Raw genomic sequence first — 13634 nt, forward strand, 5'->3', positions numbered from 1 at the left:
CGCGACAGTGGATTAAAATTCGGGAAGTTTTCAAATTATAGTGGATGAAATCGAAAGCAGGCAGGAGTATGTCGCCGTGTTTCAACTTCATTCACGAAATTTTAAATTTAAATTATATACATTAAATTATATACATGAATAAAGCAGGAAACCATGCCCCGATTTTATGTTGATTTTGCCTTAAGCCCCGACAGCGTGGTCGAATTGCCCGATAATGTGGTGCGCCATCTGAATGTATTGCGCGTGAAAAACACGGAAGAAATCGTGTTGTTCAACGGCAATGGCAAGGCATATCCGGCTTTGCCAGAAGTTTTGGAAAAACGCCGAGCCAGCGTGCGGATTTTGCGTGAAGAGGCAACGGACAACGAATCGCCGCTGAACATTACATTGGTACAGGCGGTATCCGCCGCCGAGCGCATGGATTTCACTTTGCAGAAAAGCGTGGAATTGGGCGTGGCAGAAATTCGCCCGGTCATCAGCGAACGCTGTGTCGTCCGCTTGAGCGGCGAACGTGCTGAAAAGCGGGTAGCGCGTTGGCAGGAAATTGTTGTTTCGGCGTGTGAACAAAGCGGCCGCAATATTGTGCCGAAGGTTTTGCCGCTGACGACTTATGCACAGGCTCTGCAACAGTTGCCGCAGGAAACGACCAAACTGTTAATGAGTTTGAACCGCGCACAAAAACTGAGCGATGTTCAGCCGCAATCCGGCAAAGTCGTGTTTATGGTCGGCCCTGAAGGCGGCTGGACGGAGAAGGAAGAGCAGCAGGCATTTGATGCCGGTTTTCAATCCGTTACGCTCGGCAAACGGGTGTTGCGTACCGAAACCGCCTCACTTGCGGCCATTGCCGCCATGCAGACGCTTTGGGGCGATTTTGCATAAAGTTCAGGCCGTCTGAAAACGAGCGTAGCGAGTTTCGCTAAAACGAGCTGTTGCTTCATGAGATAAAAATGGGAGTTTAAAAAATGTCTTACACCTTTACACTGGCCGAGCACGAGCTGGAAGCGGAATTGAAAAAGTTAATCGTGCAAGAGGCCGATAAGGCCGACGATGTGGATATGGATGATTTCACCGACGATGCGCTTTTGTTTGGCGATGACAGTCCGGTCGGTTTGGATTCGCTTGATGCGCTGCAAATCAGCGTTGCTTTGCAACAGTATTTCCAAGTGCGCCTGCAGGGCGACCGTATGGTGCGCAAACATATGATGTGCGTACGCGATTTGGCGGCGTTTATCCGTGCGGAGCATGGTGCGTGAGTTGGGTTTTCGGTACGGCGGCCACTTCTGCCTTGAATCCGCAAACGGACTTCAGACGGCCTGATGCGGTGTCTTATACGTTTTTAAACCAGCCGCAGCAGGCTGCTTATTTTCGTGCATTTGCTAGCGACAGTTTGGGGCGGAAGGAATTGGCGGATATCGCCGAACAACATTTGCGCCTAGCTGCCGAAAATGCAGGCTGGCCATCTGAAAGTTGGCATGATGCGCCGGTGTTTATCGGGTCTAGTTCCTATTCCATCTCCGAATATGAAAACCGCCATTTTGTGGGCAATAGGGCGGAAGAAGAACACAATCTGCTTTATCTCGCCGAAGATTTGCGCCGGCGCAGCGGCAATCGGCAGATTTTCAGTTTCGCTACTGCCTGCACTTCATCCGCCCATGCGCTCATTCAGGCGGATAACTGCTTGCGCGGCGAGGCGGAGCGTGCCTTTGTGCTTGGGATTGAAAACCTCAACCGACTGACTTTGCTGCATTTTCACAGCTTGGGTTTGCTGACCGAACAGTATCAGCCTTTTGGCGGAAACGGTTTGATTTTAGGCGAAGGTGTTGCCGCGCTTGCCTTATCTTCCGCTGCTCCTGAATCTTCAGGCCGTCTGAAACTTATAGGACACGCTGCCAATACAGGCAATGACCTGATTCAAAGCGATGGCCAAGCGCAAGAGCAAGTGATGCGACGTGCGTTAGATATTGCAGGCATCGTTCCTGAAAGCATTGCGGCCGTTAAAACACACGGCATCGGCACGGCTGACAGCGATGCCGCCGAATTGGCCGCACTGGAAAATATATTCGGTACACTGCCGCCCTTGATGGCGTTCAAACCGCAAATCGGACACACGCTTGGCGCAACGGCAGCCCTTGAAACAGCCTTGCTTTTATCCGCTCTAAAACAAGGCGGAAGCAACGATTATCAGGGGTGGAAAATTCGTTTTTCCGAGTGCGCGGCTTCACAAAAAGGCGGCTTTTTCTGTTTGGCCAATCAGTTTGGTTTTGGCGGCAGCAACACATCTTTGGTATGGCAATGGCAACCGTAAATCCTAATATCCGTATTACCGCCGCCGTGCGTTTTGATACTGACGCCGGCACCGGCGGTAAAATCCTCAAACAAATCTTAAAGCAGCAAAGCGGTATAGATACTCGCCGCCTCAGCCGCTTGAGTTTGATTGCCGCGCTTGGTGCAGGGCAGCTAAAGGAACAAAGCGAAATCCGCCCTGATTGCGCCGTTTTTCTTGGTACGCCGTTTTCTTCGCCATCCGTGTTTGAAAAAATGGCAGACAATGTGCTGAACCATCACGCCGCGATGCCGTTTGACTTTATTGCCAACCTGCACAACTCCCCAGTCTTTCATGCCGCGCAAGCGTTAGGCACGCATGGTGCAACTTTGGTCGTTACTGCCGACAACAATGTAGATACCTGCTTTCATCCATTATCTCTGGCGATGCAGTCTTTGCAAAATGGCGGACAAGCTGCGGTTGGCTGGGCATATGAACATCAAGTAGCCCGAGCCGATACCCATGAAGGCAGTATTTGGATTGTGCTTGAAGCCGGTGCAGAGCAGGGTGTTCCCGTTGTGTTGAATGATGAAGTGATGCAGACTGATAGGTCGTCTGAAAAGCCGCAATATTATTGGCAAAATATCGCCGATTGGATAGAAGCAGTAATGGCGCACGAGGGTAGGGATGTGAAGAAATGTACTTTGGCGTGATCAGCAAATGATTTTAGAGAAAGTATTTGTCTGTTGAATAAATAAGGTCTGTACCATTAAAAAGGCCGTCTGAAAATGTTTTCAGACGGCCTTTTTGTATAAAAAACCAATCAACGAGACATCTCGCCTTGAATAGCGCGGATATTCGCTTTACGGGCGTTTATGGTACGGGTCAGTTGTTGGATTTTAATCTGATCGCCTTTTTGTTTGGCCGCGTTCAACTGGGTTTGAAGGCGGGTAATAGCAGCCTGTTCGTTGCGTACTTCGGTCTGCAATATCTGTTTGCGGGTTTCTTTAGGGCTTGGCTTAGGAGCCGGCGTAACCACAGGTGCAGTACGGATAACAGGGGCTTTGTATTTGCTGTATGAAGAACTGCGTGATTTGTTCTGACGGTTGCGCAGGGTAATATTGATGCGCGGATTGGCAGCTTCGGCTGTGTTGGTCACGCTGGTAATCGGTACATTCGGCAGGATTTTGATATCGCTGTCGCTATTTCCTTTATCCAGCAAAATATCGGCTGCCGGTTTGTATGCTTGTGGGAAAGGTGTTGGGACAGTGGTTTTGCCATGCTCTACCGGAGTGGCAGTTGCCGGCGTGCTTGGTTCGGTTGAAGCGGTGGCAATAGGTTTGGCTGCTTGTTCCTCAGATGCGCGGACAACGGCTGTTTTATCGGCTTTAGTACGGTTAACCTTGGCTTTGCGTCGAGAGGAGGTTTTGGCATAAGTTTTGCCTTTATGCTTAGTCTCGACTTTGGTAGGTGTTTTATCGAGCACTTCATCCTGAGCTGTTACCGCTTGGTTATTTTGGGTAGTTGAAGTTTGCGGCTGAACTGCCGAGTTCTGAATAATCTCTTGTGGAGTTTGGATTGCAGGTACAACAGGTTGAACAGCTGGTGTTTCATTAATAATAGCAAGGCCGTCTGAAACTGTTTTCTCGGTAGAAGCAGTAGGTTGGGCTTGTGCGGCAAGCATTACAGGAACAACACTGTTTTCTGTTTGGGTTGCACTAGACTGAGTTTGTACGACAGGAGTTGTATTGCGGACAGTAGTGTCGGCAACATAGTCTTCAGCTTTTATTGTGGGCGGCGCTTCCAGAGTAGGCGTATTGTTGGGAACGATTACGCTGTCTGCAATGGCTTTGTCGGCTGTAACGGTATGGGTTTGCGCGATGAGTACAGGAGGAACAATAGTGTTGTCCTCTTGAACGGCAGTCGTCTGAGTTTGTACGACAGGAGTTGTGTTGTGGACAGCAGCATCGACAACATAGTTTTCAGGTTTTGCAACGGCTGATGTTTCCAAAGCAGGCGTATTGTTGGAAACGATTGCGCTGTCTGCAATGGTTTTATTCGCTAGCATAGCTTGTCGAGTTTGTGCCATCGGAATGGAAATAGGTGCCGGAATACCGTATTCATTTCGAGCAACAACGACTGGGGTTTGTACCGCGGGCGTTGCTTGAGAAGCATTAATGTAGTCTGCGGCAGATGCTTTAAATTCTGTTGTTTGTACCGTTTTTAAAACCGGAGTGTCGCCCGGAATCGCAACGACGCTGTTTTCTGTTACATTGTTTGTTTCAACTATGCGACAGGCGTCATTGATCTGGTATGAAGCATAAACGGTGATGCCTTCAACATTGCAGACATACTCGGCAGCGTTGGCGGCGGCGGGGAGGGTCAGGCTGAGGGCAATGGCGGTTTTGCAGAAAAACGGTTTCATAAAGGCAATAGAATCAGGTTGTTTGTTCAAAGTGTAATTATACTATGTACACTGTCAGCATCCGCCAACTTATTTTTAGGCGGTGTAAAACTGTGGCTGAAAGGTTGAAAATTGGAATAAAAGGTCTTAGGCCGTCTGAAACTTGTCATATAAAGTTTCAGACGGCCTTTGCTGTCATGGCGGATTAAGCGTTCAACAGGCTTTCGTCCAATGTCAGCTCTTCGTTTTTATTGACGGCGACTTTGCGTGCCAAAACGTTTTGGGCGATTTCGTGTGCTTCGGCAAGCGAGTGCATCAGGTAAGTACCGCATTGGTATTCGTTCAGCTCGGGGATTTTGCTTTGGTCTTGAACGGTCAAAACATCCTGCATTGAAGCGAGCCATGCGTCGGCTACTTTTTGCTCGTCGGGCGTACCGATGAGGCTCATGTAGAAACCGGTACGGCAGCCCATCGGGGAAATGTCGATGATTTCGACGCCGTTGCCGTTTAAGTGGTCGCGCATAAAGCCTGCGAACAGGTGCTCCAGCGTGTGAATGCCTTTTTCAGGCAGGATTTCTTTGTTGGGAATGCAGAAACGCAGGTCAAACACGGTAATAGTGTCGCCTTTGGGCGTGGTCATGGTTTTTGCCACGCGTACGGCAGGGGCGTGCATACGGGTGTGGTCGACTTTGAAACTATCTAGTAGGGGCATTTGGGTATCCTTTGAGGTAAATAGATTTTTAGTTAGGGATATTTGAAGACTGAATCACAATTCCGCAATCTCAATTGCTTCGCCCGAAGCCGCGCTCAGGGCTTCGTTTAAAACGTCGTAGAAATCCCGTCCGTCACGCGTTGCCAGCCATTTGCCGTTTTGCTCGGCGAAATGGTAGCCGCCGCTTTTGGCGGCAATCCACAATTCTTGGTTGGGCGTGTGGCGGTTGACGATGATTTGCGTGCCGTCTTCGGCTTCGATGGTCAGTACGTTTCCGGCAAACTGGCAGTCGAAATCCCAGCCGTTTTCGTCGATTTGGTCTTCGATGTGTTCGAACAATTCTTCGCTCATGCGGATGAATTCGCTTTCGGTCATCATGGCTTTTTGTGTGGTTTTTGTTTAAGATACCGAATCTTGCCACATTCGTAATGATGAAGAAAGTTTTACTGATGAAATACGGCGTATTTTTTGCAGCGGCAACGGCTCTGCTGCTTTCTGCCTGCGGCTACAAAGGCGACCTCTACCTGCCCAAAGAAGGCGACAAGGCGCGCTTCGGCGTGATTCAGACTGGCTTGAAATTCGATACGGCCAAAGAACCGACCACTCAAACCAACGACTAAAAAAGATTCACAAACATGACCTTATTCTGCGAACAACTCCCTTATACACACCTTGCCGAAGAGTTTGGTACGCCGCTTTATGTGTACAGCAAATCTGCGCTGACCGAGGCATTTGAAAACTACCAAACCGCGTTTTCCGCTTTAAATCCGCTTGTCTGCTACGCGGTTAAAGCGAATGGCAACCTGAACATCATCAAACACTTTGCTTCTTTGGGGAGCGGTTTTGACATTGTGTCCGGCGGCGAGTTGGCGCGCGTTTTGGCGGCCGGCGGCGATGCGGCGAAAACGATTTTTTCCGGTGTGGGCAAGAGTGAGGCAGAAATTGAATTTGCGCTGAATGCCGGCGTGAAATGCTTTAATATGGAGAGCATTCCCGAAATCGACCGTATTCAAAAGGTTGCCGCGCGTTTGGGGAAAGTCGCTCCGGTCTCCCTGCGCGTCAATCCTGATGTCGATGCCAAAACTCATCCTTATATCTCCACCGGTTTGAAAGCCAATAAATTTGGTATTGCCTATGCCGATGCGCTTGAGGCCTATCGTCATGTTTCCCCACAAAGCCATTTGAAAATTGTCGGTATCGACTGCCATATCGGCTCGCAACTGACCGACCTCAGCCCGCTCATCGAAGCCTGCGAACGTATTTTGGCCTTGGTCGACCAACTGGCAGACGAAGGCATTGTGTTGGAACACTTGGACTTGGGCGGCGGTGTCGGCATTGTTTACCAAGACGAAAATGTGCCTGATTTGGGCGCGTATGCCCAAGCCGTTCAAAAACTGATCGGCACACGCCGTCTGAAACTGGTCCTCGAGCCAGGTCGTAGTTTGGTTGGCAATGCAGGCGCGTTATTGACGCGAGTCGAATTCGTAAAACATGGCGAAGAGAAAAACTTTGTGATGGTCGATGCGGCGATGAACGATTTGATGCGTCCGGCGCTTTATGATGCCTATCATCACATCGAAGCGGTCGAAACCAAAGACATTGAGCCTTTGACGGCCAATATCGTTGGCCCGATTTGCGAAACCGGCGACTTTCTCGGCAAAGACCGCACCATCGCCTGCGAAGAAGGGGATTTGCTGCTTATCCGCAGCGCCGGTGCGTATGGCTCAAGCATGGCGAGTAACTACAACACGCGCAACCGTGCGGCGGAAGTATTGGTTGACGGCAGCGGATACAAACTTATCCGCCAACGTGAAACCGTCGAGCAGCAAATGGCCAACGAATTGGCTTGTTTGTAAGGTTTGATTGTTTAAAAGGCCGTCTGAAAGCTTGATTGACTTTCAGACGGCCTTTGCTATGAAAGAAAAGGGCATGTATCAAACATGCCCTTTTTTAGTTTATCAATAATGCGGCGGAATCTCGTCGCGCAGGCTGTACGGTTCGCGTTCGCCGTTTGCGCCTTTGTCCTGCATCCGTTGATACAGAAGCCGCAACTGACCTTGTTGCAAATCCAAAGCCTGTTGCATCTTGGCGATGGTGTCGTTCAGGCTGCCGATTAAATCTTCCTGCAAGGCCGTCTGAATTTCCAGCTCGGTGACGCGGTGTTCCAATTCCTGAATATCGCTCATATTACAGCACCATCGCGGCAATCCAGCCTGCAACCATCAGCGGGATATTGTAGTGGATAAAGGTCGGGATAACCGAATCGCGGATGTGGTCGTGCTGACCGTCGGCATTCAAACCCATGGTCGGACCGAGTGTCGAGTCGGAAGCGGGGGAACCCGCATCGCCCAGCGCGCCTGCCGTGCCGACGATGGCCACGGTAGCCATTGGGGAGAAGCCCAAGCTGATGCACAAAGGCACATAAATCGCGGTAATAATCGGCAAGGTGGAGAAAGACGAGCCGATGCCCATGGTTACCAGCAGGCCGACAAACAGCATGGTAAAGGCGGCCATGCCTTTATTGCTTCCGAACAAAGCCATGCTGTGTTCGACCAAAGGCTGAATCTCGCCGGTCGCGTTCATGACGGCGGCAAAACCTTGCGCCGCAATCATAATAAAGCCGACCATCGCCATCATTTTGATGCCTTCGCCGAACACATCGCTGGCGGCGGAGCGGTTCATCACGCCCAACATCATAAACACGGCAAAGCCCAACATCGCGCCCAATACCAGCGAACCATCGTACGAAAGCTGAATGGCAAAACACACGGTAATCGCCACGGCCGCCACCAAGCTGCGATAGGTTGAAGGCTCTTGTTGTTGCACTGCTGCGCGGTTGTCTTCCGTGTCAGTGGTATTGTTTTGATAAATGCGCGGCTTGCGGTAGTGCAAAAAGGCCAGCAGCAAGCCGGACACCATGCCCAAAGCCGGAATCGCCATTGCATGCATCACATTGATGCCGCTGGTGTCCATGCCTGCCGAGCGGATATTGCCCAACATGATGTCGTTCAAGAAGATGGCGCCAAAACCGTAAGGCAGAAACATATAAGTCGTTACCAAACCAAACGTAATCACGCAGGCCACCAAGCGGCGGTCGAGTTTCAAACGGTTGAATACCAACAGCAGCGGCGGAATAATCATCGGGATAAACGCGATATGAATCGGCACAACGTTTTGGCTCATCACGCCCATGCACAAAATAATCGCCAGCAGCAGCCATTTGACCGCGCCTTCGCCTTTCGCATTGCCTTCACCGCCGTTGAGTTTGCGGATAATCACGCCGGCGAGCTGTTGCGGCAGGCCGGAATGCGTGATGGCCATGGCAAACGCGCCGAGCATGGCATAAGACAGCGCGATTTGCGCCCCGCCTTTCAGGCCTTCGTTAAAAACAGGAATAATCCCTTGCTGCACCACATCGCCGGCCGCGTTGGTTACATTTTCCAAAGGCATACCGGCCACCAAGCCGCCGACAAACGCGCCGACAGCCAAGCTGAGCACCACATGCACGCGCGATAAAGACAGCACAAGCATGATGATGACCGCAATTACAACCGCATTCATATCGTTCTCCGTTGTTTCAGACGGCCTGTTATGTAAAAACAGGCAATCATCTGTTTACATATTACAAATAAACATCATAACCCAAGCATGAAGCCTTTGCAAAAAACGGCAGGCCGTCTGAAACCCGGAGCATCGGTTTCAGACGGCCTGCCGTTAACCCTTATTCAGAGTTTTAATAGGGCGTGCGGTTCTGGCGATAAAAATATCTAAAAAACACGCGCTTCCTATTCTTTGCATATGGTACCAATGTTAAAATCGATACAATGTCTTGGTTTTAGGTTTGTTACTGAAATTAAAGCATTTATTGATAAAACCCAATTCAATAATACGCAAACAAAGGAAAGAAACTATGGATATTCTGACACGGCTGCACAATCTGCCGCCTTCCCGATTTCATTACAAACTTCTGGTCTTGGTCGGCATAGGTTGGCTGTTTGATGCCATGGATACAGGCTTGGTGTCGTTTGTATTGCCTGCTTTGGGCAAAGATTGGGCGTTGGCTCCGGCGCAGTTAGGCTGGATTGTCAGCATTGCCTTTGTCGGCATGGCTTTGGGCGCGGTATTTAGCGGCTGGCTGGCGGACAGGTTCGGACGGAAAACCGTTTTTGCCGGCACGATGGTGGTGTACAGCATTGCCACAGGTTTGTGCGCGCTTGCGCCTGATTTGACGGTTTTGCTGGTGTGCCGCTTTTTTGTCGGCGTCGGCTTGGGAGGTCAACTGCCCGTCGCCGTGTCGCTGGTCAGCGAATATGCGCCGCCGAAAGTACGCGGCCGTTTTATTGTTTTGCTGGAAAGCTTTTGGGGCTTGGGCTGGCTCTCAGCCGCGCTGGTGTCTTATTTCTTTATTCCGCAGACCGGCTGGCACAGCGCGTTTTTATTTGGCGCCTTGCCCCTGTTTTATGTGCCGTTGGTGTTGAAATTCGTTCCCGAATCCGTGCCTTACCTGCTTTCCCGCGGCAAAACCAACGAAGCGCACCATTTAGTATCCGCGCTGGAAATTCAATCGGGCATAACGCCTCCGATAGAAGCCGTTGCCGCACCGGCCGCCCCGCGTGAACGCATCCGCTTCTTCCAACTTTGGCAACATCCGTTTGCACGGCGCACGCTGATGCTGTGGCTGGTTTGGTTCGGCATCGTGTTTTCGTATTACGGCATTTTTACTTGGTTGCCCAAACTGCTGGTCGAGCAGGGCAATACCGTGGTCAAAACCTTTGAATATGTGTTGGTGATGATTGTTGCGCAACTGCCCGGCTATATAGCTGCCGCGGCTTTGGTGGAGAGAATCGGCCGCAAAGCAACGCTGGCAGGCTTCCTGGCCGCTTGCGCCGTGTGCGCATGGTTTTTCGGGCAAAGCACCACTGCGGCCGAAGTCATGGTTTGGGGTAGCCTGATGTCCTTCTTCAACTTGGGCGCATGGGGCGTTTTGTACACCTACACCCCCGAACTCTACCCCTTGCGCTTCCGTGCCTTCGCATCCGGCTGGGCAGGCGCCATCGGCCGTATCGGCGGCATACTCGCCCCCATGGTAGTAGCGGCGATGGTAGGCAATAGCGGCGGCTTCGGCAATATCTTTATGATGTTTGCCCTGGTTATGCTGCTGATTGTGGCGGTAATCTTGGTATTGGGTGAAGAAACCAAAGGCCGTACGCTGGAAGACATCAGCCAATAAAAGGCAAAGCAAAAAAGGCCGTCTGAAAAAATATTTTCAGACGGCCTTTTTATTTGCGTCTGTAATTTTAATACATCAATTTTCTGTTTTTATCTTAATTACTGAGGAAAGCGACGAAGAATAACCGTCTTTGTTTTCGTATAGATAAAAATATTATACTTCAAAGAATTAAAATGAATAAACGATAAAATGGCCGTCTGAAAAGTTCAATCATGGTTTGTGATTTAGGTCAAAGCAAAATGTAACTAAATTACCTATAGTTATCGTAGTGAAAATTTATTGACCTTATTGCCACCTTTTATTAAGGAGATACACCATGAACGCATCAGCCGACAACGTCGTCAGCCCAGCCGTAGCCGAGGTAAACAGCCTGGTTGACAAGGGTTTACGGGCATTGGACGAGTTTCTTAAGCTAGATCAGGAGCAGATTGACTTTATTGTTGCCAAAGCCTCTATCGCCGCGCTGGACAAACATGGTGTACTCGCCATGCACGCGGTCGAAGAAACGGGACGCGGCGTGTTTGAGGATAAGGCGACGAAAAACCTGTTTGCCTGCGAAAACGTCGTGCGCCGCCTGCGCGATTTGAAAACCGTGGGCGTCATCAGCGAAAACGATGTAACCAGTATTACCGAAATCGCCGATCCGGTCGGCGTGGTTTGCGGTATTGTGCCGACGACCAATCCGACTTCCACCACCATTTTCAAATCCCTGATTGCGCTGAAAACCCGCAATCCGATTATTTTCTCGTTCCACCCGTCCGCCCAACAGTGTTCCGCCCATGCCGCGCGTATTGTGCGCGATGCGGCAATTGCGGCCGGCGCGCCGGAAAACTGTATCCAGTGGATTGAAAAACCGTCTATGGAAGGCACTTCCGCGCTGATGAAGCATCCGGGCGTGGCAACGATTTTGGCGACCGGCGGCAATGCGATGGTGGAAGCGGCGTATTCTTGCGGCAAACCTGCGCTCGGCGTCGGGGCGGGCAACGTACCTGCTTATGTTGAAAAAACGGCGGACATCAAACAGGTGGCGCACGATATTGTGATGTCGAAATCTTTCGATAACGGCATGGTGTGCGCCAGCGAGCAAGCGGTGATTGCCGATAAAGAGATTTACAAAGAGTTGGCCGAAGAGTTCAAATCCTACGGCGTGTACTTCGCCAACAAAAAAGAAAAAGCCATGCTCGAAGAGTTTATCTTCGGCGTAACGGCGAATTGCGCCAGCTGCGGCGGGGCGAAACTCAATTCTGCGGTAGTGGGCAAACCGGCGGCATGGATTGCCGAGCAGGCTGGGTTTAAGGTACCTGAAAAAACCAACATCATCATCGCCGAATGCCGCGAAGTCGGCCCGAACGAGCCGCTGACCCGCGAGAAACTTTCGCCTGTTTTGGCCATGATTAAGGCGGATTCGACCGAACAAGGTTTGAAGTTCGCCGAAGAAATGGTCGCCTTTGACGGCTTGGGACACTCCGCCGCCATCCATACCGCCGACGAAGAATTGGTCAAAACGTTCGGCTCCCGCGTCAAAGCGCTGCGCGTGATTTGGAATTCGCCTTCCACCTTCGGCGGCATCGGCGACGTGTACAATGCCTTCCTGCCTTCTCTGACCCTCGGTTGCGGCTCTTACGGTAAAAACGCCGTCGGCGGCAACGTCAGCGCAGTCAATCTGTTAAACATCAAAAAAGTAGGCCGTCGGAGAAACAACATGCAATGGTTCAAAGTGCCCGCCAAAATCTATTTTGAACGCGATTCCATCCAATATCTGCAAGACATGAAAGACTGCGAAAAAGTCATGATTGTGACCGACCGTTCGATGGTTGACCTGGGCTTTGTCGATAAAATCACCCATCAACTGCATCAACGCAAAAACAAAGTGACCATCCAGCTGTTTACTGACGTTGAAGCCGATCCGAGCGTCCAAACCGTCTATAAAGGCACGGATTTGATGCGCAGCTTCCAGCCGGACACCATTATTGCGCTGGGCGGCGGCTCGCCGATGGACGCGGCCAAAGCCATGTGGCTCTTCTACGAGCAGCCGCAAGTCGATTTTGAAGACTTGGTGCAAAAATTCATGGACATCCGCAAACGCGCATTCCGTTTCCCTGAATTGGGCCGCAAAGCCAAATTTATCGGCATTCCTACCACGTCGGGTACAGGCTCCGAAGTGACGCCGTTTACCGTCATCAGCGACGGCGACAAAAAATATCCGATTGCCGACTACTCACTGACACCGACCATTTCGATTGTCGATCCTGCTTTTACCATGACAGTTCCGGCAGGTGTAACCGCCGATACCGGTTTGGACGTACTGACCCACGCCGTAGAAGCATACGTTTCCGTACTGGCGAACGACTTTACAGACGGCCTCGCCCTGCAAGCCATTAAGCTCGTGTTCCAATATCTCGAACGCTCCTACAAACACGGTGCGGCCGATCCTGAAGCGCGCGAGCATATGCACAATGCCTCCACCATCGCAGGCATGGCGTTTGCCAATGCGTTCTTAGGCATCAACCACTCGATGGCACACAAAATCGGTGGCAAATATCATGTTCCGCACGGTCGTGCCAACGCCATCCTGCTGCCGCACGTCATCCGCTACAACGGCACGCGTCCGCAGAAAACCGCCACTTGGCCGAAGTACAACTACTACAAAGCCGACCTGAAATATCAGGAAATCGCCCGTACCTTAGGCCTGCCATGCAGCACACCGGCAGAAGGCGTAGAATCCTTCGCCCGCGCCTGCCACGAACTGGCGGTCAACGTCGGCATCAAAATGTCGTTTAAAGAGCAGGGCATCGATGAGAAAACCTTCCTCGATGGCAGAAAAGAGCTGGCCATGATGTCTTTTGAAGACCAATGCACCCCGGCCAACCCACGCCTCGCGATGGTGGCCGATATGGAAGAAATCCTGACCAAAGCCTACTACGGCGAATAAAATAGGGTAGTTAAAAAGGCCGTCTGAAACCTGAATATAGGGTTTCAGACGGCCTGAGACCTTTGCAAAATTCCCCAAAATCCCCTAAATTTC

Annotated in this window: 13 protein-coding genes; 8 read left to right on the forward strand and 5 right to left on the reverse strand. The window is 51.0% G+C overall.

The window, feature by feature from the left end:
• The first annotated feature begins 153 nt into the window (after positions 1-153).
• The 4 genes from HMPREF2952_RS03430 (at position 154) to HMPREF2952_RS03445 (ending at position 2976) form a co-directional block, all read left to right on the forward strand.
• Positions 154-879: a 16S rRNA (uracil(1498)-N(3))-methyltransferase gene (locus HMPREF2952_RS03430; RefSeq protein ID WP_004518933.1), complete on the forward strand. Its 726-nt coding sequence runs from the start codon at positions 154-156 to the stop codon at positions 877-879.
• 83 nt (positions 880-962) lie between these two features.
• Entirely contained in the window at positions 963-1253 is a 291-nt protein-coding gene (locus tag HMPREF2952_RS03435; protein ID WP_003748215.1) for an acyl carrier protein, read from the forward strand.
• The gene (locus HMPREF2952_RS03440; protein WP_004518932.1) at positions 1250-2305 is read left to right on the forward strand and encodes a beta-ketoacyl synthase N-terminal-like domain-containing protein; all 1056 of its coding nucleotides are present in this window, start codon (positions 1250-1252) and stop codon (positions 2303-2305) included. Before HMPREF2952_RS03435 ends, HMPREF2952_RS03440 begins: the two co-directional genes overlap by 4 nt.
• The gene (locus tag HMPREF2952_RS03445) at positions 2287-2976 is read left to right on the forward strand and encodes a hypothetical protein (protein ID WP_004518931.1); all 690 of its coding nucleotides are present in this window, start codon (positions 2287-2289) and stop codon (positions 2974-2976) included. The genes HMPREF2952_RS03440 and HMPREF2952_RS03445 overlap by 19 nt, the downstream gene beginning before the upstream one ends.
• A gap of 110 nt (positions 2977-3086) precedes the next feature.
• Here the strand turns inward: HMPREF2952_RS03445 and HMPREF2952_RS03450 are convergent, their stop codons facing one another.
• The 3 genes from HMPREF2952_RS03450 to cyaY all read right to left on the reverse strand — a co-directional run bounded on the left by HMPREF2952_RS03450 (position 3087) and on the right by cyaY (position 5757).
• Positions 3087-4688, reverse strand: coding sequence for a hypothetical protein (locus tag HMPREF2952_RS03450; RefSeq protein ID WP_004518930.1), 1602 nt, complete (start codon positions 4686-4688; stop codon positions 3087-3089).
• A 184-nt stretch (positions 4689-4872) separates the two neighbouring features.
• The gene (luxS, locus tag HMPREF2952_RS03455; RefSeq protein WP_004518928.1) at positions 4873-5379 is read right to left on the reverse strand and encodes an S-ribosylhomocysteine lyase; all 507 of its coding nucleotides are present in this window, start codon (positions 5377-5379) and stop codon (positions 4873-4875) included.
• A gap of 54 nt (positions 5380-5433) precedes the next feature.
• Positions 5434-5757 carry an iron donor protein CyaY gene (gene cyaY, locus HMPREF2952_RS03460; RefSeq protein WP_004518927.1) on the reverse strand — a complete coding sequence of 108 codons (324 nt, stop codon included), beginning with the start codon at positions 5755-5757 and terminating at the stop codon, positions 5434-5436.
• Positions 5758-5828: 71 nt separating this feature from the next.
• Between cyaY and HMPREF2952_RS03465 the strand changes: the two genes are divergently transcribed.
• Complete coding sequence (locus tag HMPREF2952_RS03465; protein WP_036472795.1) at positions 5829-5999, forward strand: LPS translocon maturation chaperone LptM; 171 nt, start codon at positions 5829-5831, stop codon at positions 5997-5999.
• 15 nt (positions 6000-6014) lie between these two features.
• Complete coding sequence (lysA, locus tag HMPREF2952_RS03470; protein WP_070695278.1) at positions 6015-7235, forward strand: diaminopimelate decarboxylase; 1221 nt, start codon at positions 6015-6017, stop codon at positions 7233-7235.
• A 102-nt stretch (positions 7236-7337) separates the two neighbouring features.
• Here lysA and HMPREF2952_RS03475 read toward each other — a convergent pair whose 3' ends face one another.
• The gene (locus tag HMPREF2952_RS03475; protein WP_004518924.1) at positions 7338-7565 is read right to left on the reverse strand and encodes a SlyX family protein; all 228 of its coding nucleotides are present in this window, start codon (positions 7563-7565) and stop codon (positions 7338-7340) included.
• 1 nt (position 7566) lies between these two features.
• Positions 7567-8940, reverse strand: coding sequence for a Na+/H+ antiporter family protein (locus HMPREF2952_RS03480; RefSeq protein ID WP_070695279.1), 1374 nt, complete (start codon positions 8938-8940; stop codon positions 7567-7569).
• A gap of 349 nt (positions 8941-9289) precedes the next feature.
• Here HMPREF2952_RS03480 and HMPREF2952_RS03485 point away from each other — a divergent pair, with 349 nt between their 5' ends.
• Positions 9290-10609, forward strand: coding sequence for an MFS transporter (locus HMPREF2952_RS03485; RefSeq protein ID WP_070645613.1), 1320 nt, complete (start codon positions 9290-9292; stop codon positions 10607-10609).
• 316 nt (positions 10610-10925) lie between these two features.
• Positions 10926-13541 carry a bifunctional acetaldehyde-CoA/alcohol dehydrogenase gene (adhE, locus tag HMPREF2952_RS03490; protein ID WP_049335351.1) on the forward strand — a complete coding sequence of 872 codons (2616 nt, stop codon included), beginning with the start codon at positions 10926-10928 and terminating at the stop codon, positions 13539-13541.
• Positions 13542-13634: the final 93 nt, after the last annotated feature.

Origin of the sequence: Neisseria sp. HMSC068C12, assembly GCF_001814095.1 — a bacterium.
In the GTDB taxonomy this organism is placed as follows: domain Bacteria; phylum Pseudomonadota; class Gammaproteobacteria; order Burkholderiales; family Neisseriaceae; genus Neisseria; species Neisseria perflava.

Bases quoted from the DNA above. Each gene is read 5' to 3' on its own strand.
- lysA (WP_070695278.1), top strand. From the start codon at position 6,015: ATGACCTTATTCTGCGAACAACTCCCTTATACACACCTTGCCGAAGAG.
- HMPREF2952_RS03445 (WP_004518931.1), top strand. From the start codon at position 2,287: ATGGCAATGGCAACCGTAAATCCTAATATCCGTATTACCGCCGCCGTG.
- adhE (WP_049335351.1), top strand. From the start codon at position 10,926: ATGAACGCATCAGCCGACAACGTCGTCAGCCCAGCCGTAGCCGAGGTA.
- cyaY (WP_004518927.1), bottom strand. From the start codon at position 5,757: ATGATGACCGAAAGCGAATTCATCCGCATGAGCGAAGAATTGTTCGAA.
- HMPREF2952_RS03450 (WP_004518930.1), bottom strand. From the start codon at position 4,688: ATGAAACCGTTTTTCTGCAAAACCGCCATTGCCCTCAGCCTGACCCTC.
- HMPREF2952_RS03435 (WP_003748215.1), top strand. From the start codon at position 963: ATGTCTTACACCTTTACACTGGCCGAGCACGAGCTGGAAGCGGAATTG.
- luxS (WP_004518928.1), bottom strand. From the start codon at position 5,379: ATGCCCCTACTAGATAGTTTCAAAGTCGACCACACCCGTATGCACGCC.
- HMPREF2952_RS03485 (WP_070645613.1), top strand. From the start codon at position 9,290: ATGGATATTCTGACACGGCTGCACAATCTGCCGCCTTCCCGATTTCAT.
- HMPREF2952_RS03430 (WP_004518933.1), top strand. From the start codon at position 154: ATGCCCCGATTTTATGTTGATTTTGCCTTAAGCCCCGACAGCGTGGTC.
- HMPREF2952_RS03475 (WP_004518924.1), bottom strand. From the start codon at position 7,565: ATGAGCGATATTCAGGAATTGGAACACCGCGTCACCGAGCTGGAAATT.
- HMPREF2952_RS03480 (WP_070695279.1), bottom strand. From the start codon at position 8,940: ATGAATGCGGTTGTAATTGCGGTCATCATCATGCTTGTGCTGTCTTTA.
- HMPREF2952_RS03465 (WP_036472795.1), top strand. From the start codon at position 5,829: ATGAAATACGGCGTATTTTTTGCAGCGGCAACGGCTCTGCTGCTTTCT.